Annotated in this window: 17 protein-coding genes and 1 riboswitch; of the genes, 6 read left to right on the top strand and 11 right to left on the bottom strand. The window is 70.7% G+C overall.

Annotation, left to right across the window (positions count from 1 at the left end; genetic code table 11):
* Positions 1-5: 5 nt before the first annotated feature.
* Together ACIG0D_RS32020 and ACIG0D_RS32015 are read left to right on the top strand one after the other, a co-directional pair.
* Positions 6-1,421, top strand: a complete 1,416-nt coding sequence (locus ACIG0D_RS32020; protein WP_399808002.1) for an SLC13 family permease — start codon at positions 6-8, stop codon at positions 1,419-1,421.
* A gap of 10 nt (positions 1,422-1,431) precedes the next feature.
* Positions 1,432-2,628 (top strand): glycerate kinase, encoded by a 1,197-nt coding sequence (locus tag ACIG0D_RS32015; RefSeq protein ID WP_399807999.1) that lies wholly within the window; start codon positions 1,432-1,434, stop codon positions 2,626-2,628.
* On the opposite strand, the gene ACIG0D_RS32010 is transcribed toward ACIG0D_RS32015, so the two are convergent.
* The 6 genes from ACIG0D_RS32010 to ACIG0D_RS31985 all read right to left on the bottom strand — a co-directional run bounded on the left by ACIG0D_RS32010 (position 2,583) and on the right by ACIG0D_RS31985 (position 9,699).
* Entirely contained in the window at positions 2,583-3,950 is a 1,368-nt protein-coding gene (locus ACIG0D_RS32010; RefSeq protein WP_399807996.1) for an aminotransferase class V-fold PLP-dependent enzyme, read from the bottom strand. The two genes, ACIG0D_RS32015 and ACIG0D_RS32010, sit on opposite strands and share 46 nt — an antisense overlap.
* 132 nt (positions 3,951-4,082) lie before the next feature.
* Positions 4,083-4,200: riboswitch (SAM riboswitch) on the bottom strand.
* Positions 4,201-4,292: 92 nt separating this feature from the next.
* Entirely contained in the window at positions 4,293-5,357 is a 1,065-nt protein-coding gene (trpD, locus tag ACIG0D_RS32005) for an anthranilate phosphoribosyltransferase (protein ID WP_399807994.1), read from the bottom strand.
* 137 nt (positions 5,358-5,494) lie between these two features.
* Positions 5,495-7,132 (bottom strand): cytochrome bc complex cytochrome b subunit, encoded by a 1,638-nt coding sequence (locus tag ACIG0D_RS32000; RefSeq protein ID WP_399807991.1) that lies wholly within the window; start codon positions 7,130-7,132, stop codon positions 5,495-5,497.
* Complete coding sequence (locus tag ACIG0D_RS31995) at positions 7,129-8,187, bottom strand: Rieske 2Fe-2S domain-containing protein (protein WP_399807988.1); 1,059 nt, start codon at positions 8,185-8,187, stop codon at positions 7,129-7,131. Before ACIG0D_RS31995 ends, ACIG0D_RS32000 begins: the two co-directional genes overlap by 4 nt.
* A complete protein-coding gene (locus ACIG0D_RS31990; protein ID WP_399807985.1) occupies positions 8,184-8,996 on the bottom strand; it encodes a c-type cytochrome in 813 nt (270 codons plus the stop codon). The genes ACIG0D_RS31995 and ACIG0D_RS31990 overlap by 4 nt, the downstream gene beginning before the upstream one ends.
* A gap of 82 nt (positions 8,997-9,078) precedes the next feature.
* The gene (locus ACIG0D_RS31985) at positions 9,079-9,699 is read right to left on the bottom strand and encodes a heme-copper oxidase subunit III (protein ID WP_073942916.1); all 621 of its coding nucleotides are present in this window, start codon (positions 9,697-9,699) and stop codon (positions 9,079-9,081) included.
* 146 nt (positions 9,700-9,845) lie between these two features.
* Here ACIG0D_RS31985 and ACIG0D_RS31980 point away from each other — a divergent pair, with 146 nt between their 5' ends.
* Positions 9,846-10,247, top strand: a complete 402-nt coding sequence (locus ACIG0D_RS31980) for a hypothetical protein (protein ID WP_399807981.1) — start codon at positions 9,846-9,848, stop codon at positions 10,245-10,247.
* Positions 10,248-10,350: 103 nt separating this feature from the next.
* Here ACIG0D_RS31980 and ACIG0D_RS31975 read toward each other — a convergent pair whose 3' ends face one another.
* The 4 genes from ACIG0D_RS31975 to coxB form a co-directional block, all read right to left on the bottom strand.
* Complete coding sequence (locus ACIG0D_RS31975) at positions 10,351-11,613, bottom strand: Ig-like domain-containing protein (RefSeq protein ID WP_399807978.1); 1,263 nt, start codon at positions 11,611-11,613, stop codon at positions 10,351-10,353.
* Between the two features lie 130 nt (positions 11,614-11,743).
* Complete coding sequence (locus ACIG0D_RS31970) at positions 11,744-12,142, bottom strand: cytochrome c oxidase subunit 4 (RefSeq protein WP_165998970.1); 399 nt, start codon at positions 12,140-12,142, stop codon at positions 11,744-11,746.
* Positions 12,139-13,866, bottom strand: coding sequence for a cytochrome c oxidase subunit I (gene ctaD / locus ACIG0D_RS31965; protein WP_399807974.1), 1,728 nt, complete (start codon positions 13,864-13,866; stop codon positions 12,139-12,141). The genes ACIG0D_RS31970 and ctaD overlap by 4 nt, the downstream gene beginning before the upstream one ends.
* Positions 13,863-14,822, bottom strand: coding sequence for a cytochrome c oxidase subunit II (gene coxB / locus ACIG0D_RS31960; protein WP_365760846.1), 960 nt, complete (start codon positions 14,820-14,822; stop codon positions 13,863-13,865). Before coxB ends, ctaD begins: the two co-directional genes overlap by 4 nt.
* A gap of 285 nt (positions 14,823-15,107) precedes the next feature.
* Between coxB and ACIG0D_RS31955 the strand changes: the two genes are divergently transcribed.
* A complete protein-coding gene (locus tag ACIG0D_RS31955; protein WP_399807970.1) occupies positions 15,108-16,484 on the top strand; it encodes a cysteine desulfurase/sulfurtransferase TusA family protein in 1,377 nt (458 codons plus the stop codon).
* Positions 16,485-16,537: 53 nt separating this feature from the next.
* On the opposite strand, the gene ACIG0D_RS31950 is transcribed toward ACIG0D_RS31955, so the two are convergent.
* A complete protein-coding gene (locus ACIG0D_RS31950) occupies positions 16,538-17,512 on the bottom strand; it encodes a carbohydrate kinase family protein (RefSeq protein WP_399807967.1) in 975 nt (324 codons plus the stop codon).
* Positions 17,513-17,643: 131 nt separating this feature from the next.
* Here ACIG0D_RS31950 and ACIG0D_RS31945 point away from each other — a divergent pair, with 131 nt between their 5' ends.
* On the top strand, positions 17,644-17,853 hold the full coding sequence (locus ACIG0D_RS31945; protein ID WP_399807964.1) for a hypothetical protein: 210 nt from the start codon (positions 17,644-17,646) through the stop codon (positions 17,851-17,853).
* An 87-nt stretch (positions 17,854-17,940) separates the two neighbouring features.
* Positions 17,941-19,875: a hypothetical protein gene (locus ACIG0D_RS31940; protein WP_399807961.1), complete on the top strand. Its 1,935-nt coding sequence runs from the start codon at positions 17,941-17,943 to the stop codon at positions 19,873-19,875.
* Positions 19,876-19,966: the final 91 nt, after the last annotated feature.

The following is a 19,966-nucleotide window of genomic DNA, read 5'->3' as shown; positions in this document are numbered from 1 at the left end:
ATGACGTGACCCTGACTCCCCGTCTCACCGCGGCACTGTGCGCGGCGCTCTCCCTGTGCGCGCTGCTCGCGGTGCCCGGCACCTTCCCCGGGCTCGGCGGGGACGCGCGCCTCACCCTCGCCGTCTTCGCGCTGGCGACCTGCGCCTGGATCGGCACCCCGATCGACGACACGTACATCGCGCTGGGCGCCGGACTCGCCCTCACGGCGACCGGGGTGATCAGCAGCGACACCCTCTTCGGCACCCTCGGCGACTCCACCGTCTGGCTGCTGATCTGCGCCTTCGTGCTGGCCGCGGCGGTCACCCGCACCGGGCTCGCGGGCCGGGCGGCGGCGTTCCTGGTCGGCGGCGCGCGCACGGTACGGCAGCTGGTGCACCTCACCACGGCCGCACTGATCGTCACGGCGTTCGCGGTGCCGGCCACCTCCGGCCGGGCCGCGCTCGCCCTGCCGGTGTTCCTGGCGCTGGCCAAGACCCTGGCCGACCGGAAACGACTGGTCGTGATGCTGGCGCTGCTCTTCCCGACCGTGATCCTTCTGTCGGCGGTGGCGACCCTGATCGGCGCGGGCGCGCATCTGATCACCGTGTCGGTGCTGTGGGAGACCACCGGGCAGCGGATCGGCTTCGTGGAGTGGCTGCTGCTGGGGCTGCCGCCGGCGGTGGTCTCCTCCCATCTGGCCGCCGAGACCGTCCTGCTCACCACCACCCGCCGCGCCGACCGCCGCGACCCGGTGCACATCACCCCGGAGGACATCCAGCGGCACACCGACACCCCGGTCACCGGCCCCTGGACGCCGGAGGAGACCCGCTGCGCGCTGCTGCTCGCCACCGTCGTGCTGCTGTGGTGCAGCGAGCCGCTGCACCGGGTGCCGCCCGCGGTCGTCGCGCTGATCGGCGCGGTCGTCGCCGCCTCCCCCGCCCTGGGCACCGTACGGCTGAAGGACGCGCTGAAGACGGTCCCCTGGTCGCTGCTGCTCTTCATGGCCGCGACCATGGCGATGGGCGTGGCGCTCGCCGACTCCGGCGCCGCGAAGTGGCTGGTCTCGGGGCTGCCGTCGGGGGTGGGCCCGGTGCTCTTCCTGGCCGTGGTGATCGCGGTCAGCACGGCGGCCCACCTCGTCCTCCAGTCCCGCTCCGCGCGCTCCTCCGTCCTCGTCCCGCTGGTGGTGGCCGCCGCCGTGGGCGCCGGGGTCGACCCGGTCGCCGCCGCGCTCGCCTCCACCGCCGCGGCGGGGTTCTGCCACACCCTGCCCGCCTCCGCCAAGCCGGTCGCCCTCTTCGCCGAGGTCCCCGGCGTTCCCACCTACACCCCGCGCGACCTGCTGCGCCTGTCCGCCGTGCTGGCCCCGCTGACCGCCGTGATCGTCCTCGTCTTCGCCGTGGCGGTATGGCCGTTGCTCGGCGTTCCCACGCCCCCCTAGGAGACCTGCCATGCTGAGCCGAGTCGTCGTAGCCCCCAGCGGGTTCAAGGAGTCGCTGTCCGCCCAGGCCGCCGCCGACGCCATCGCGGACGGGGTCCGCCGGGTGCTGCCGGACGCCGAGATCGACCGGATCCCGCTGGTCGACGGCGGGGAGGGCACGGCCGTCGCGCTGGCCGCCGCGACCGGGGGACGGTTGGTCGCGCTGCCCGCCACCGGCCCGGTCGGCGACCGGCTCGGCACCCACTTCGCGCTGCTCGGCGGCGCCGGGGACACCGCGGTGGTGGAGATGGCGGCGGTGGCCGGGCTGTCCCTCGTCCCGCACTCCCTGCGCGACCCGGGCGCCACCACCACCCGCGGCGTCGGCGAGCTGATCCGCGCCGCGCTCGACACGGGCGTCAGGCGGATCCTGGTCGGCTGCGGCGACTCCGGCACCTCCGACGGCGGCGCGGGCGCGCTCCAGGCGCTCGGGGCCCGGCTGCTGGACGCGGACGGCTTCGAACTGCCGCCCGGCGGCCGGGAGTTGATCCGCCTGCACCGCGTCGACCCGTCCGGCCTCGACCCGCGGCTGCGCGCGACGGAACTCCTGGTGGCCTGCAACCCGTACAACGTGCTGTGCGGCGAGCGGGGCGTGGCCCGGGTCTTCGGACCGCAGAAGGGGGCGACGCCCGCGCAGGTCGAGCACCTGTCGGCCGGTCTGGAGAACTGGGCGTACGTCCTCACCCGCGACCTCGGGGTGACGGGCACCGATCTGCGCACCGGCCCCGGCACCGGCGCCTCCGGCGGCCTGGGCGCGGGGCTCGCCGCGCTCGGTGCCCGGCTGCTGCCCCGCTTCGACGTCCTCCTCGGCCATCTCGACCTCGACGCCCGCCTCGCCCGCGCCGACCTGGTCGTCACCGCGGAGGGCGCCCTCGACCACCAGACCCCGCGCGGCAAGGTCCCGGCGGAGGTGGCCCGCCGCGCGAAGCGGTACGGCCGTCCGGTGCTCGCCCTGGCCGGCACGCTCGGCGAGGGGGCGCACGAGGTGCCGGGCGTGGACGCGTTCAGCGGGATCCTGCCCGCCCCGATGGCCCTCGCGGAGGCACTGGTGCGGGCGAGCGACCTCCTCGCGGACGCCGCCGAGCGCGCCCTGCGGATGATCCTGCTGGGCGCCCGGCTACCGGCTCACGCGGAGGTGTCCGGCACGCAACGCCCGTCCTCCGTGCGGTAGTTCCACCGCGCGCCGTCCCGCACCAGCTCCTTGACCGCGCGCAGGAACCGCTCCACGTGCTCGTCCGGGGTGCCCGCGCCGAAGCTGACGCGGATCGCGTTCAGGGACTTCTCCCCGGGCGCCGCCTCGGGCGCGCCGCACTCGCCCTGCGTCTGCGGGTCGCTGCCGAGCAGGGTGCGCACCAGCGGGTGGGCGCAGAACAGGCCGTCGCGCACCCCGATGCCGTACTCGGCGGAGAGCGCGGCGGCGAAGTGGGAGCTGTTCCAGCCGTCGACGACGAAGGAGATCACGCCCACGCGCGGGGCGTCGTCCCCGAAGAGGGACAGCACACGCACCTCCGGCACCTCGGCGAGCCCGGCGCGGACCTTCCCGATGAGGTGGCGCTCGCGGGCGACCAGGGTGTCGAACCCGGCCTCGGTGAGGGCCTTGCAGGCGGAGGCGATGGCGTAGGCGCCGATCACGTTCGGGGAGCCCGCCTCGTGCCGGGCGGCGCTCTCGTGCCACTCCACGTCCACGCCGCCGTCCTCGCGCCGGGTCACCTTGCGGCTCGCGCCGCCGCCCGCGAGATAGGGCTCGGCCTCGCGCAGCCAGTCGGAGCGGCCCGCGAGGACACCCGAGCCGAACGGGGCGTACAGCTTGTGCCCGGAGAAGGCGACCCAGTCCACGTCCAACTCCCGTACGGAGACGGGGTGGTGGGGCGCGAGCTGGGCGGCGTCCAGCACGATCCGGGCGCCGTGCGCGTGCGCCGCGGCGGCCAGCTCCCGGACGGGCCACAGCTCACCGGTGACGTTGGAGGCGCCGGTGACGCAGACCAGGGCCGGGCCGTAGGGATCGCGGTCGGCGAGGGCGCGCTCCAGGGTCGCCACCGCCTCGGCTGGGGTGCGCGGCGCGTCCAGGTAGGTGACCTGGGCGTTCGTCCAGGGCAGCAGGGAGGCGTGGTGCTCGGTTTCGAAGACGAAGACCCGGCAGCCGGCGGGCAGCGCGGCGGCGAGCAGGTTGAGCGAGTCGGTGGTGGACCGGGTGAAGACGACCTGGTCGCCGTCGCGGCAGTCGAGGAACTCGGCGACGGTCCTGCGGGAGTTCTCGAACAGGTCCGTGGACAGCTGGGACAGATAGCCGGCGCCGCGGTGCACGCTGCCGTAGTACGGGGCGTACGCGGCGACGTCGTCCCACACCCGCTGGAGGGCCGGTGCGCTGGCGGCGTAGTCGAGCGCGGCGTAGGTGACCTCGCCACCGGTGACGAGCGGGACGGTGACATCCCTGCCCAGAACGGGCAGCGGGGCACAAACGGACTGGTCGGCGGCAGCGGTGGAGACGGACATGGCGGAACTCCCGTGAGACTGAGGAGGAAAGAAGAGAAGAAGGGTGTGCGGAGGCGGGGCTCGGCGGCCCTAACGCATTCGCTTGCTCACGGAAGACTCCCTCGAACGACCAGGACCCCTGGGTTCGCGAGGGGTCCGCGCTTGCCGTAGGCCTTGCTGCCGTACGACCTGGTCTTCACCCGGGGCACCCCGCCACGGACGGAGGGTTGCCGGACAGTCGGCCGGGGCCTCATGACTGTCACTCATGACCTGATACAGGAACGTAGACGAAATGATCGTCGCCCCGCAACCCGTGTCCGGATCGCGGGACGACCTTGCCCTGCGTGACGACCTACGCCGGCGTCACGCGTTGCTGGCGGCCACCCAGCGCTCCAGGGTCCGCCGGGCCGCGCCCGAGTCGATGGACTCGGCCGCCTTCGCCATCCCGGCGCGGAGCTGCTCGGTCAGCGGGGCGTCGCCCGGGTGCAGGGCGACCAGCGCCGCCGCCGAGTTCAGCAGCACCGCGTCGCGGACCGGGCCCCGCTCGCCGTCCAGCAGACGGCGGGCCACCTCGGCGTTGTAGGAGGCGTCCGCGCCGCGCAGCGCCTCCACCGGGACCAGCTCCAGGCCGACGTCGCGCGGGTCGAAGGCCTCCTCGGTGACCTTGCCGTCGCGCACGATCCACACCCGGGAGGTGGCGGTGGTCGTCAGCTCGTCGAGCCCGTCGTCGCCGCGGAACACCAGCGCGGAGTTGCCGCGCTCGGCGAGCACCCCGGCGACGATCGGCGCCATCCGCGGGTCGGCCACGCCGACCGCCTGGGCCTTCACCCGGGCCGGGTTGGTCAGCGGGCCCAGGACGTTGAACGTCGTGCGGATCCCGAGCTGACCGCGGGCCGCCGCCACGTGGCGCAGCGCCGGGTGGAACTTCACCGCGAAGCAGAAGGTGATACCGGCCTCCTCGGCGACCTCGGCCACCCGCTGCGGCGTCAGCTCCAGATTGACGCCCAGCTTCTCCAGCACATCGGAGGCGCCGGACGCCGAGGACGCGGCGCGGTTGCCATGCTTGACCACCTTCGCGCCGGTGCCGGCCACGACGATGGAGGACATCGTGGAGATGTTCACGGTCTTCGCGCCGTCGCCGCCGGTGCCGACGATGTCGACGGTCTCGCCGGGCACCTGGATCACCTTGGCGTGCGCGTACATCGCGCGGACCAGGCCGGTGATCTCCTCGACCGTCTCGCCCTTGGCCCGCAGCGCCACCACGAACCCGGCGATCTGGGCGTCGGTCGCCTCCCCGCGCATGATGCGGTCCATCGCCCAGGCGGTGTCCTCGGCGCTCTGGTCCCGGCCCTCCAGCAGACCGTTCAGCACCACGGGCCAGGAACGGCCCGCCGCGGTGTCGCCTCCAGCGGGGGTCACAGCGCTCATCAGCCGCTCCTGATCGTCGTAGGACACATGGCACACCACACGGTGTGATCCCAGCCTATCCAGCCCGGGCACGGCGAAGGGCCCCCGTCCGAACACCGGACGGGGGCCCTTCGACCGTGGCGTGGCGAACGCAGCGATCAGTGGTGGCCGTGGCCGCTCGTGATCTCCTTGTACTCCTCGACGGTGGGCTTCGGGATCTGGGAGTCCTCGCCGAAGTACGCCTTGCTCAGCTTGGCGCGCAGCTTCTCGGAGCCCTTCACCTTGCGCTCGACGCCGTTCTCGTCGACCGTCGGGCCGATCTCGGCCGGCTGGTACTGCTCGTGCGCCGTGAGGCTGTAGAGCGCGCCCTGGCTGAGCGGCTCGTGGACCTCGATGTACTCACCGTGCGGCAGACGCTTGATGGTGCCGGTCTCCCGACCGTGCAGCACCTTGTCCTTGTCCCGGCGCTGCAGGCCGAGGCAGATCCGCTTGGTGACGACGAACGCGATGACCGGACCGACGAAGAAGCCGATGCGGACGAACCAGGTGACCGCGTTGATCGACAGGTGGAAGTGCGTGGCGACGATGTCGTTGCCACCACCGATCAGCATGATCATGTACGCGGTGATCCAGGCGACACCGAGCGCGGTGCGGGTCGGGGCGTTGCGCGGGCGGTCCAGGATGTGGTGCTCGCGCTTGTCGCCGGTGACCCAGGACTCGATGAACGGGTAGACCGCGATCGCCGCCAGGAAGAGACCGAAGAGCACCAGCGGGATGAACACGCCGAGGACCAGCGTGTGACCCCAGAAGTTGATCTCCCAGCCGGGCATGGCGCGGACCAGGCCCTCGGCGAAGCCCATGTACCAGTCGGGCTGGGCGCCGGTGGACACCATGTCCGGGCGGTACGGGCCCATGGCCCAGATCGGGTTGACCGTCGCGATGCCGGCGAGGACCGCGATGACACCGAAGACCAGGAAGAAGAAGCCTCCGGCCTTGGCCATGTAGACCGGCAGCAGCGGCATGCCGACGACGTTGTTGTTGGTCTTGCCGGGGCCCGCGAACTGCGTGTGCTTGTGGTAGAAGACCAGGATCAGGTGGGCCACCACGAGGCCGAGCATGATGCCCGGCAGCAGCAGGATGTGGATCGAGTAGAACCGCGCGACCATGTCGTCGCCCGGGAACTCCCCGCCGAACAGGAACATCGAGATGTACGTGCCGACGATCGGCGTGGACAGGATCGCGCCCTGCGTGAAGCGGACACCGGTGCCGGAGAGCAGGTCGTCCGGGAGCGAGTAGCCGGTGAAACCGGTGAACATGCCGAGGACGAACAGCAGGAAGCCGAACAGCCAGTTGATCTCACGCGGCTTGCGGAACGCGCCGGTGAAGAAGACGCGCATCATGTGCACGAACATGCCGGCGAGGAAGACGATGGCCGCCCAGTGGTGGATCTGCCGGATCAGCAGACCGCCGCGGACGTCGAAGCTGATGTCCAGCGTCGACTTGTAGGCCTCGCTCATCAGCTGGCCCTGCATCGGGATGTAGCTGCCGTGGTACTCCACCTCGTTCATCGACGGGTGGAAGAACAGGGTCAGGTACACACCCGTGAGGATGATGATGAGGAAGCTGTAGAGGCAGACCTCGCCGAGCATGAAGGACCAGTGGTCCGGGAAGATCTTGCGCATGTTGGCCTTGGCCAGGGAGTAGATCCCCAGCCGGCCGTCGGCCCAGTCGGCCACGCGCTCGCCGGCCGGCGCCTTCCCGCGAGAGCGGGACTCGGTGGGTTCGTTGGTGCTCATCCGCGCTCCCAGAATGCAGGACCGACGGGCTCTTCGAAGTCGCCGCGCGCTTCGAGGTAGCCCTCGTCGTTCACGCCGATCCGCAGCTGCGGCAGGGCGTGGCCGGCGGGACCGAAGATCACCCGGGCACCGTCGGAGAGGTCGAAGGTGGACTGGTGGCAGGGGCACAGCACGTGGTGCGTCTGCTGCTCGTACAGGGAGATCGGGCAACCGACGTGGGTGCAGATCTTCGAGTACGCCACGATGCCCTCGTGCGACCACTCGAGCTCGCGCTTGTCCTTGATGTCCTCCGGCTGGATCCGGACGAGCATCAGGGCGGCCTTGGCGATCTCGTTCTGGAAGCCGTGGTCGTGCTCCTCCAGGCCCTCGGGCTTGGCGAAGGTCAGTGAGCCGACCGCGATGTCCGACGGCCGCAGCGGCTCGTTGGTGTTCATGTTGACGATCAGCTTGCCCTTGGACCACAGGGTGTGGCGCAGCTTCTCCTCGGGCAGCGGACCGAGGTCGCGCAGCAGGACCAGGCCGGACAGCGGCACCATGGCCATCGCGCCGAACATGGTGTTGCGGATCAGCTTACGCCGGCCCAGCTGGGACTCGGCGGCACCCTGCCGGAAGTCCTCGAAGACCTGGGCACGGACCTCGGCCGGGGCCTCGATCGGGTGCCGCTCCTGGACCAGCTCGTGGTCGGACATCAGGGTGCGGCCCCAGTGGACCGCGCCCGCACCGATGCAGAACAGCGCCACGCCCAGGGTCACGCCGAGCGCGAAGTTCATCGCGCCGATGTGACCGAGCGGGAAGATGTAGACCGTCTTGTGGACCGGGATGGTCACGAACGCGGCGATGAAGCCGATGGTGGCCAGCATCGACACCGTGAACAGCAGGGCGACCGTGCGCTCGGACCGCTTGGCGGCCCGCTCGTCGATGTCCTGGATCCGGGGCTCGTGCGGGGGCACGCCCGGGTCGGCGAACGGGTTCTTCTCGTCCGCGACGCCCAGTGCGCCGTGGCCGGTGCCCTGCGCTGCGGGCAGGTTCTCTTCGGGAATGTCTTGGCTACTCATGACTTCTTGGCCTTTGCGGTCCGGGCGGCGACCCACACGGCGATGGCGACCAGGGTGCCGAGGCCGAAGATCCAGCCGAAGAGGCCCTCGGCCACCGGACCGATGCCGCCCAGCTCCAGACCGCCGTAGCTGTCCGTCTCGTCGCTGTTGACCGCGTTCAGGTACGCGATGATGTCCTTCTTGTTCTGCTCCGACAGGGTGGTGTCGGGGAAGGAGGGCATGTTCTGCGGGCCGGTCTGCATGGCCTCGTAGATGTGCTTCGGGTCCACGCCTTCGAGGGTCGGCGCGTACTTGCCCTTGGTGAGGGCACCGCCCTTGCCGGTGAAGTTGTGGCACTGCGCGCAGTTGTTGCGGAACAGCTCGCCACCCTTGGCGATGTCAGCGCCCTCCGGACCGTACTGCTCCTCGGTCGGGACGGAGGGGCCGGCGCCCAGCGAGGCGATGTACGCCGCGAGCTGGTCGATCTCGGCCTGGGTGTAGATGTTCTTCTTCCGCGGCACCTGGGCGCCCTGGGAGGTCGCGGCCGGCATACGGCCGGTGGCGACCTGGAAGTCGACGGCAGCCGCGCCCACGCCCACCAGGCTCGGACCGTCGGAGGTGCCCTGACCGCCGGTGCCGTGGCAGCTGGCGCAGCCTACGGCGTAGAGCTTCTTGCCCTCGTCGATGGCAAGGGACTGGGCGGTTTCATCGGCCTGCGCCTTGCCCGCGGGTGCGAACGCGGCGTACAGCCCCCCGGTAGCCGCCAGCGCGAGGAGTAGGACGACGACCGCCGCCAGCGGATGGCGTCGTCGTGCGGAGAGCTTTTTCACGGATTACCCCGGTGTCAGGATCTTCTGCGTCGATGCTTCTGGGATGTGCGTGTTACGGGAACGCGCGTGGGATCGGGTCCGGCTACTTGATCATGTAGATCGTGGCGAAGAGGCCGATCCAGACGACATCGACGAAGTGCCAGTAGTAGGACACGACGATGGCGGCGGTCGCCTGCTCGTGGGTGAACCTACGGGCCGCGTAGGTACGGCCAAGGACCAGCAGGAAGGCGATGAGACCGCCCGTCACGTGCAGGCCGTGGAAGCCGGTGGTCAGGTAGAAGACCGAGCCGTAGGGGTCGGACGAGAGCGAGAGGCCCTCGTGCTTGACCAGCTCGGTGTACTCGTACACCTGACCGCCGATGAAGATCGCACCCATGATGAAGGTGACGATGAACCAGCCCCGGAGCTTCTTCACGTCACCGCGCTCGGCGGCGAAGACGCCGAGCTGGCAGGTGAGGGAGGAGAGCACCAGGATCGTGGTGTTCGTCGCCGAGAACGGGAAGTTCAAGGCGTCCGCCTTCTCACTCCAGAACTCGGGTCCTGTCACCGATCGCAGGGTGAAGTACATCGCGAAGAGGGCCGCGAAGAACATCAGCTCGGAACTCAGCCAGATGATGGTTCCGACGCTGACGAGGTTCGGTCGGTTGACCGACGGGTGCGCGTGCCCGGTGTCTACTGTCGTTGCTGTCGCCACGACCGACATTATGTCGGTCGCTTATCTCGCCCTCACTCCGGGGGGTGCCGTTCGGAGTGTTGCCCTGGGTCGTACCGGTGTTGACGTGGTGTTCAGGGGAGTAGCATCCGGGCTTACGGGCCTTTCCGTACGACGCCGAAGTCACGGAGGAAGCTATGCAGCCGACCGCCACGGTGCTGGTCTACAGCGACGACTCCAACACCCGCGAGCAGGTGCGGCTAGCGGCCGGGCGCCGGCCCGCTCCGGACGCGCCCCTGGTGGAGTTCGTGGAGTGCGCGACTCCGGCGGCCGTCGTCAGGGAGCTGGACAAGGGCGGGATCGACGTCTGCGTGCTGGACGGGGAGGCCGTGCCCATGGGGGGCATGGGGCTCTGCCGGCAGATCAAGGACGAGGTGTTCGCGTGCCCGCCGGTGCTGCTGCTGATCGGGCGGCCGCAGGATGCGTGGCTGGCGTCGTGGAGCCGGGCCGAGGCAGCCGTGACGCTGCCGGTGGATCCGGTGGAGTTCGCCTCCGCGCTGGCGTCCCTGTTGCGGCAGAGGAAGCTGCAGAGCGCCTAGCCACTCCGTGGGGTTGCGCGACCGGGCGGCTGCGGGTTCGTCGTGGTCGCTCGCGTTCACGCGGCGGAGCCGCATATCGACACAGCCCCGCGCCCCTGACCGGTTAGACCGCGGCCGGTCGTAGACGTGCCGTTTCTTCCGGTTTGGGGGCTTCCGGCTTGCCTGCGGTCAGGGCGCTGCCCTCTCGCCATTTCTTCCAGGTGAGGTTCCAGTCGCCGAAGCCGTTGCCGAAGGGTTCCATGGTGCTGCCGTAGGAGTTGATGACCTTCACCACGTCGCCCTCGCGGACGTTCTGGAAGAACCAGGCGGCGTTGCCGGTGCTCATGCCGGTGCAGCCGTGGCTGACGTTGGCGTAGCCCTGGGACCCGACGGACCAGGGGGCGGCGTGGACGTACTCGCCGCTCCAGGTGACCCGGGTGGCGTAGTAGACGGGCAGGTCGTACGACTCGGAGGAGCCGGCGGCTATGCCGATGCTGGTACTGCGCATCCGTACGAAGTACTCCTTGCCGAGCACCACCTTGACGCCGTTGCGGGTCTCGAAGCCCGGCTTGCCGGTGGTGACCGGTATGGAGTTGATCTCCTTGCCGTTCTTGTAGACGGTCATGTGGTGGGACGAGGCGTCCGTGACGGCGACGACCTCGTCGCCCGTGGTGAGCTTCAGCGGCTTCGCCGTACCGCCCCACAGCCGGTCGCTGATCTTGATGCCCTCCAGGTTGCTGGTGACCTGGATGGTGGCGTGGACGGGCCAGTACTCCCTGGGCCGGTAGTGGAGTTCCTTGTCGTTCACCCAGTGCCAGGAGCCCTCCACGGCGGGCGTGGAGTGCACCTTCAGGGCGCGCTCGACGATCGCCCGCTGTGCGGCGTCCTTGACTTCGCCGCTGAGTTCGGCGGTGATGGGCTGGCCGACGCCGTAGGTGCCGGCCTTGGGGCCGAAGGAGACGTCCAGGCGCTTCTTGGTGAGGGGCTTGCCGGTGTCGAAGACCAGGACCCGGCGGCCGGGCCGGCCGTCCTCGTTCTCGGTGCTCACCCGGACCGTGTAGTGGGCGTTGGCGGCCAGCGCGGACGTGGAGTGCCAGCGGGACCCGTCGGCGGAGAGTTCGCCCGCCAGATGGCGGCCGGCCGCGTCCACGGCCGTGACGTCCGTGATGCGCCCGTCGGAGTCCTCCGCGGTGACTTCCAGGGGCTTGTCCGGGTCGGCCTTCTTCCCCTCCCCCGCGGGGCCGCTGAAGGATATCTGGTCCGCCGCGTCGTACGGCGCGGCCGACAGCGGGTGCCCGTCGTCGCCGCAGGAGGTGACGGCCGGGCCGACGGCTATCACCAGCAGGGTGCAGGTGATCACGGTGCGAGAACGCGGTGTGTGGCTCATGAGCTCACGCTAGGGAGCCCCCTGGGACGCGGCGCGCTGGGTAGGCCGGGCGGGGGACGGCGGTTGCTGCAAACGCGGGAGCCCGGACGCTCCTGACGGAGTGTCCGGGCTCCCGTGGGCTCGCCTCGTGCTACTGGGTGCGGTTCTCACCGCGGTAGTACTCGAAGACCCAGCCGAAGATGCCGATCAGGATGACCGGGAAGGCGAAGTACAGCAGCCACCAGCCGACCGCGACACCGAGGAAGGCGAGGGCGCCACCGATCGCGAGGGACAGCGGCTGCCAGCTGTGCGGGCTGAAGAAGCCCAGCTCGCCCGCGTCGTCCGCGACGTCCGCCTCCAGGTTGTCCTGCGCACCGACGTCGACCCGCTTGGCCGTGAAGCCCAGGTAGAAGCCGATCATGATGCACAGGCCGAAGGCCAGGAAGAGGGCCGTGGTGCCGGCCGGCTCCTTCGACCACACGCCATAGACGACCGCCATGGCGAGGACGAAGACGCTCAGCCACATGAACATCTTGCCCTGGATCTTCACTTGCCGGCCTCCTTGCTACCAGCGAGCGCGCTCTGGCCGGAGTGACCCAGCTGCTCCAGTGCGGCGATGTCGGGGTGGTGCAGGTCGAACGCCGGGGATTCGCTGCGGATCCGCGGCAGGGTGATGAAGTTGTGCCGCGGCGGCGGGCAGGAGGTCGCCCACTCCAGGGAGCGGCCGTAGCCCCACGGGTCGTCGACGCCGACCGGCTTGCCGTACTTGGCGGTCTTCCACACGTTGTAGAAGAACGGCAGGATCGACGCGCCCAGGATGAACGAGCTGATCGTGGAGATCGTGTTCAGGGCGGTGAAGCCGTCGGCCGCCAGGTAGTCGGCGTACCGGCGCGGCATGCCCTCGGCGCCCAGCCAGTGCTGGACCAGGAAGGTGCCGTGGAAGCCGACGAACAGCGTCCAGAAGGTGATCTTGCCCAGGCGCTCGTCGAGCATCTTGCCGGTGAACTTCGGCCACCAGAAGTGGAAGCCGGAGAACATCGCGAAGACGACCGTGCCGAAGACCACGTAGTGGAAGTGGGCCACCACGAAGTACGAGTCGGAGATGTGGAAGTCCATGGGCGGCGAGGCCAGGATGACACCGGTCAGACCACCGAAGGTGAAGGTGATCAGGAAGCCGGTCGCCCAGAGCATCGGAGTCTCGAAGGACAGCGAGCCCTTCCACATCGTGCCGATCCAGTTGAAGAACTTCACACCGGTCGGGACGGCGATGAGGAACGTCATGAAGGAGAAGAACGGCAGCAGCACACCGCCGGTGACGTACATGTGGTGCGCCCACACGGTCACGGACAGACCGGCGATCGCGATGGTCGCCGCGACCAGACCCCAGTAGCCGAACATCGGCTTGCGGGAGAAGACCGGGATGACCTCACTGATGATGCCGAAGAACGGCAGGGCGATGATGTACACCTCTGGGTGTCCGAAGAACCAGAAGAGGTGCTGCCACAGCAAGGCGCCGCCGTTGGCCGCGTCGAAGATGTGCGCCCCGAACTTGCGGTCCGCCTCCAGGGCGAACAGCGCCGCGGCCAGGACCGGGAAGGCCAGCAGGACCAGGACACCGGTCAGCAGGACGTTCCAGGTGAAGATCGGCATGCGGAACATCGTCATGCCGGGTGCGCGCATGCAGATGATCGTGGTGATGAAGTTGACCGCGCCGAGGATGGTGCCGAAGCCGGAGAAGGCCAGGCCCATGATCCACATGTCGGAGCCGAGGCCCGGCGAGCGGACCGCGTCGGACAGCGGGGTGTAGGCGAACCAGCCGAAGCTGGCGGCGCCGTTCGGGGTGAGGAAGCCACCCACCGCGATCAGCGAGCCGAACAGGTAGAGCCAGTAGGCGAACATGTTCAGCCGCGGGAACGCGACGTCGGGGGCGCCGATCTGCAGCGGCATGATCCAGTTCGCGAAGCCCGCGAACAGCGGCGTCGCGAACATCAGCAGCATGATCGTGCCGTGCATCGTGAACGCCTGGTTGAACTGCTCGTTCGACATCATCTGCAGGCCCGGGCGGGCCAGCTCGGCGCGCATGAAGAGCGCCAGGATGCCGCCGATGCAGAAGAACGCGAACGACGTCGTCAGGTACAGCGTTCCGATGGTCTTGTGGTCGGTGGTCGTCAGCCACTTCACCACGACGTTGCCGGGCTGCTTGCGCCTCACCGGCAGTTCGTTCTCGTAGGTGCCGGCCTCGGGGGCACCTGCGGGTTCGTTGACGATACTCACAGGACGTTCGCCTCCCGGTCCTTCGCGTGCTCGGTCTGCTCGATACCGGCGGGCACGTAACCGGTCTGGCCCTTCTCGGCCAGCTCCTTCAGGTGCTGCTCGTAACGCTCAGGCGAGACGACCTTGACGTTGAACAGCATCCGGGAGTGGTCGACGCCGCACAGCTCGGCGCACTTGCCCAGGAAGGTTCCCTGCCGGTTCGGGGTCACCTGGAAGGCGTTCGGGTGGCCGGGGATGACGTCCTGCTTCATCAGGAACGGCACCACCCAGAAGGAGTGGATGACGTCCCGCGAGGTCAGGACGAAGCGGACCGTCTTGCCCTCCGGCAGCCACAGGGTGGGGCCGGGGTTGCCGGTCTGCGGGTTGCGCTCACCCGGGGTGCCACAGGTGTAGACGCCGCCGGCGTTGGCCGGGAAGTCCTTCTTGTAGCGGTCGGGGACCGCGGCCAGTTCCTTGGCGGTCTTGGCGTCGCCGGTGGAACCCTCGACGTTCTCGATGTAGTTGAAGCACCAGCTCCACTGGAAGCCGACCACGTTGACCGTGACGTCGGGCTTCTTGTCCATGGAGAGCAGCTTCGACTCGTCACGAGCCGTGAAGTAGAAGAGGACCGACACGATGATGATCGGTACGACCGTGTACAGCGCCTCGATCGGCACGTTGTACCGGGTCTGCGGAGGGATCTCCACCTTGGTGCGGCTGCGCCGGTGGAAGATGGCACTCCAGAGGATCAAGCCCCACACCAGCACGCCGACGGCGAGCGCGGCAGCCCAGGAGCCCTGCCACAGGGAGAGGACGATCGGCGCCTCTTCCGTGGTGGGGGTGGGCATGCCAAGGCGGGGGAAGTCCTCCCATGTGCAACCGGTGGCGGTCGCCAGGACCAGGCCCGCGGTCAGTGCCTGCAGCAGCTTCCGCCGCATCGGGCGCCGCGGCGAGCGGTCGGAGCCGTTGGGACTCACGTAGCGCCTTCCCGAGAGTCTCGCCCGCGCGGATCGGCTGCGGCCTGGCCTTCTCGCTGGTCGGTCGCCGCCCTGCGTCGGGCAGGGGTTTGGATGTTTATGCGGACCAAACCCTAGCCCACCCTCTTCGAGGGTTCGCGGGGAGGGGTGCCTAGTCACTCCGTGGGTTCGCTGGATTGGCGGCTGCGGGTTCTTTTGGGCTGGTCGCGCCCCACGGCGGAGCCGCTGACGGCGCTGTCCCGCGCCCCTTGGGAGTCTTGGCCGACCGGGGTTTAGCGTTGCCGTATGGCCTACTTCGACGCTGCTTCCGCCGCTCCCCTGCATCCCGTCGCCCGGCAGGCGCTGTTGGCCTCTTTGGACGAGGGATGGGCGGATCCGGCGCGGTTGTACCGGGAAGGGCGCAAGGCCCGGATGCTGCTGGACGCGGCGCGGGAGGCGGCCGCGGAGGCGGTCGGGTGCCGGCCCGACGAGCTGGTGTTCACCTCCTCCGGCACCCGGGCCGTGCACGCGGGCGTCTCGGGCGTGTTGGCGGGCCGGCGGCGGGTGGGGCGCCACCTGATCGTGTCAGCGGTCGAACATTCCTCGGTACTGCATTCGGCCGAATCCCACGAGGCGGACGGCGGCACGGTCACCCGGGTTCCGGTGGACCGTTCGGGCGCGGTGTCCCCGGCGGCGTACGCCGACGCCCTGCGCGAGGACACCGCGCTGGCCTGTCTCCAGTCGGCCAACCACGAGGTGGGCACCGTGCAGCCGGTGGCCGAGGTGGCCGAGATCTGCCGGGCGGCCGGGGTGCCGCTGCTGGTGGACGCGGCGCAGTCGCTGGGCTGGGGTCCGGTGGCGGGCGACTGGTCCGTGCTGACGGCGAGCGCCCACAAGTGGGGCGGGCCGTCCGGGGTGGGGCTGCTCGTCGTCCGCAAGGGCGTGCGGTTCGCGCCGCAAGGGCCGGTGGACGAGCGCGAGTCCGGGCGGGCCTCCGGGTTCGAGAACATCCCCGCGATCGTGGCCGCCGCCGCCTCGCTGCGGGCCGTCCGCGCGGAGGCGGACGCCGAGGCGGTACGGCTGCGGGAACTGACGCACCGGATCCGGGCGCGGGTGCCGGAACTGGTGCCGGACGTGGAGGTGGTGGGCGACCCGGAGAAACGGCTGCCGGGGATCGTCACCTTCTCCTGTCTCTATGTCGACGGAGAGGCGCTGCTGCACGAGCTGGACCGGGAGGGTTTCTCGGTTTCGTCCGGATCGTCCTGCACCAGCAGCACCCTGACGCCCAGCCATGTGCTGAAGGCGATGGGGGTGCTCAGCGAGGGCAATGTGCGGGTGTCGCTGCCGTTCGGGGCGGTCTCCGAGGACGTCGACGGGTTCCTGGAGGTGCTGCCGCGGGTGGTGGCCGGGGTGCGGGAGAAGCTGGGCGCGCCGGTGGCCGAGACCGCCGTGCGCGACGACGTCCTGGTGGTGGACTCCCTCGGCAAGCGCTGCCCGATCCCGGTCATCGAGCTGGCCAAGGTCATCGGCGACGTGCCGGTGGGCGGCCTCGTCCGGGTCCTGTCGGACGACGAGGCCGCACGCCTGGACATCCCGGCGTGGTGCGAGATGCGGGGGCAGGAGTACGTGGGTGAGGAGCCGGCGGAGAAGGGAACGGCGTACGTGGTACGCCGTTCCGGCTGAGAGGACGCCGGGCCGGCGCAGGGGCCCGGCCCCCTCGTCCCCGCGGGCGGGAATCAGCTCAGATGCTTCTGCACCTCGGCCGCGGCCTCGTCGCCGTACGCCTTGGTGAAGCGCTCCATGAAGTGCGCCCGGCGCAGCTGGTACTCCTGGGTGCCCACGGTCTCGATGACCAGCGTCGCGAGCATGCAGCCGACCTGTGCGGCGCGCTCCAGGGAGACGCCCCAGGCGAGGCCGGAGAGGAAGCCCGCGCGGAAGGCGTCGCCGACGCCCGTGGGGTCGGCCTTGCGCTCCTCGTCCGGGCAGCCGACCTCGATCGGGTCCTCGCCGACGCGCTCGATCCGCACGCCGCGCGAGCCGAGGGTGGTGACGCGGTGGCCGACCTTGGCCAGGATCTCCTCGTCGGTCCAGCCGGTCTTGGTCTCGATGAGGCCCTTCTCGTACTCGTTGGAGAACAGGTACGTGGCGCCCTCCAGCAGTATCCGGATCTCCTCCCCGTTCATCCGGGCGATCTGCTGGGAGAAGTCGGCGGCGAAGGGGATGTTCCGGGAGCGGCACTCCTCGGTGTGGCGGAGCATCGCCTCCGGGTCGTCGGCACCGATCAGCACCAGGTCGAGGCCGCCGACGCGGTCCGCGACGGTCTTCAGCTCGATCAGGCGGGCCTCGCTCATCGCGCCGGTGTAGAAGGAGCCGATCTGGTTGTGGTCGGCGTCGGTGGTGCAGACGAAGCGGGCGGTGTGCAGGGTCTCGGAGATCCGGACCGAGCCGGTGTCGACGCCGTGCCGGTCCAGCCAGGCGCGGTACTCGTCGAAGTCGAAGCCGGCCGCGCCGACCAGGATCGGCTTCGTGCCCAGCTGCCCCATGCCGAAGGCGATGTTCGCGCCGACGCCGCCCCGGCGGACGTCGAGGTTGTCGACCAGGAAGGAGAGCGAGACCGTGTGCAGCCGGTCCGCGACGAACTGGTCGGCGAAGCGGCCGGGGAAGGTCATGAGGTGGTCGGTGGCGATGGAGCCGGTGACTGCGATGCGCACGGCGTGGACGCTCCTGGGTGGAGGGGTAATGACAATCCACGCTACCCGGTGCGGGGGCCGGGTCTGAAGGCGACAAAACTACCCGATAGTAGATCTTTCTTCGTGAGCCGACCCGTGCCTACGGTGCGACTATGACGAACCTCGACGCCCCTGCCCCCGCCCCGGCCGACCTGGAAGGCGACCTGGCGTCGCTGCGCGGCGACTGCGCCCGGATGGCTCCGCACTGGACGGTCCCGGACCGGGACACCGCCCGCCCGGTCCCGCCGTCCCTGATCCACGGCGTGTCGGTGCCGGTGACCTCCGCGCGGCTGCTGGACGCGATGTCCGACTACGGGGACTGAGCGGCCTCCTCCAGGGGAACCGCTCGCTCCTCCGCCGCGTCCCATCGCTGTCCCCCGTAACAGCTGTGTGGCCGAAGGAGCGATGCGGTGAACACCGAGCGACCCGACAACGACGACGAGGTCGTGGGCGAGTCCGGCGCCGCCGAGAGGAACGACGGCTCCGAGGACGGCCCCTCCTCCCCTGCGGACCCCACGCGGGGGCGGGGGGCGAGCGCGCGCACGCGCGAACCGGAGTCCGCGGCGGAATCCGCCGGATCGACTGACGGCCGATCGGATGGGGGTGCGGGGTCTGCGGGAACGGCGGGGGCGGGGTCCGCTCCACTGGCGGGCGCCGAGTCCGGGAGGTCGGCTCCCGCTGAGCCCTCGGGACCGGTAGGCGCCGAGTCCGCGGGGCCGGCAGGCGCCGAGTCGGACCCGGCCGTGGAATCCAGCGGTCCGGACGCCGCCGAACCGGCCGACGGTGCGGAGGACTCCGGCCGGCCGGCCCTCGGCGAACTCGTCGCGCCCACCGGCTCCGGCCCCGACCTCGGCCGAGACGCAGACCTCTCCCCCGCCGGCCGCCCCTCCCGCCACCGCTCGCCCGTCCTCGTCGCCGCCATGGCCGCGGCCGTGCTGCTCGTCGGGGGTGGTGGGGCGTATCTGGCGGGGGCCGCGGGTGGTGGGGGGTCCGGGGCCGGGGCGCCCGGTGGGGACGGGACTCCCCCGCCGCTCGCCCTCGACGGGTACGCGGAGGGCTCCGGGAACGGCATCGCGCCCGGTGAGCCCGACCCGAACGGCGTGACGTACCGGGCCTCGGGCGACCTGCCGAAGGGGCCCGGCTCGGCGCCGGTGTACTGGGCGAAGGGCGAGGTCGGCCGGGAGGAGGTCGCGCGGCTGGCGACGGCGCTCGGCGTGGACGGGACGCCGGTGGCCGAGGGCCAGGCCTGGAAGGTCGGGTCCGGCAAGGACGGCCAGGGGCCGAGTCTCCAGGTGAACCGGCAGGCGCCCGGCACATGGACGTTCCACCGGTACGCGCCCGGCACCGACGACTGTCAGAGCGTCACCGTCTGTTCGAAGCCGCCCACGTCCGCGGCCGGCGACCCGGTGAGCGAGGCGGCGGCACGCAAGGCGGCGGCGCCGGTGCTGCGGGTGCTCGGGCAGGACGCCGCGAGGGCGGACGCCTCCCAGGTGATGGGCGCGCAGCGGGTGGTGAACGTCGATCCGGTGGTCGGCGGGCTGCCGACGTACGGCTGGCCGACGGGGCTGACGGTCAGCGCCCAGGGTGAGGTGGTCGCGGGCAGCGGTCAGCTGAAGGCGCCGGTGAAGGGGCACACGTATCCAGTACTGGACGCCCGCGCCACGCTGGACCGGCTGAACGCGGCGCAGGAGCCCGGCCACCGGGTGGGCATCGGCGGCTGCGCCACTCCGGTGCCGCTGGAGGAGGACCGGGCGCAGGCGCCGTGCGAGCCCTCGGGCCCGACGGCCGCCCCGAGCGAGCCGGCCGTCCCCGCCGACCCGACCCTCTCGCGGGAGGCGATCGTGGTGGAGGACGCGGTGTTCGGGCTGGCCTCGCACTTCGTGGACGCGCGGCCGACGCTGGTGCCGTCCTGGCTGTTCGAGGTGCGGGCGCCGGGCGCGAAGGAGGGCTTCACGGTCACGTATCCGGCCGTCGACCCGCGCTATCTGACCTCGCCCTCGCCCTCCGGGTCGCCGAGCGGGAACCCGAGTCCGCGACCGACGGGACCGGACGCGCCCGCCGAGAGCCGGAACGTGAAGGTGGAGGGCTACACCACCGAGGGCAGGGAGCTGACGGTCGCCTTCACCGGCGGGGTCTGCGCGGACTACGAGGCGACGGCGACGGAGAGCGCGGACGAGGTGACGGTCACGGTGACCGAGACGCCCTGGCCGGACAAGGTCTGCATCATGATCGCCAAGACGCACCACCGCACGGTGGAGCTGGACGAGCCGCTCGGGAAGCGGAAGGTCGTCGGCTCGGACGGGGAGGCGATCCCGCTGGAGAAGCCGGGGGCGCGGCTGCCCTAGGTGTGCTGTCCCGGGACGTTGGTGACACGCGTGCTGGGTGCTTGAACGGGTGAGGGCCTTCTGGGTTCGGTGTGGATTGCGACATCTACCG

The organism is Streptomyces sp. NPDC052773 (genome assembly GCF_044547145.1).
In the GTDB taxonomy this organism is placed as follows: Bacteria; Actinomycetota; Actinomycetes; order Streptomycetales; family Streptomycetaceae; genus Streptomyces.
This window is presented reverse-complemented; position numbering and strand designations above follow the sequence as displayed.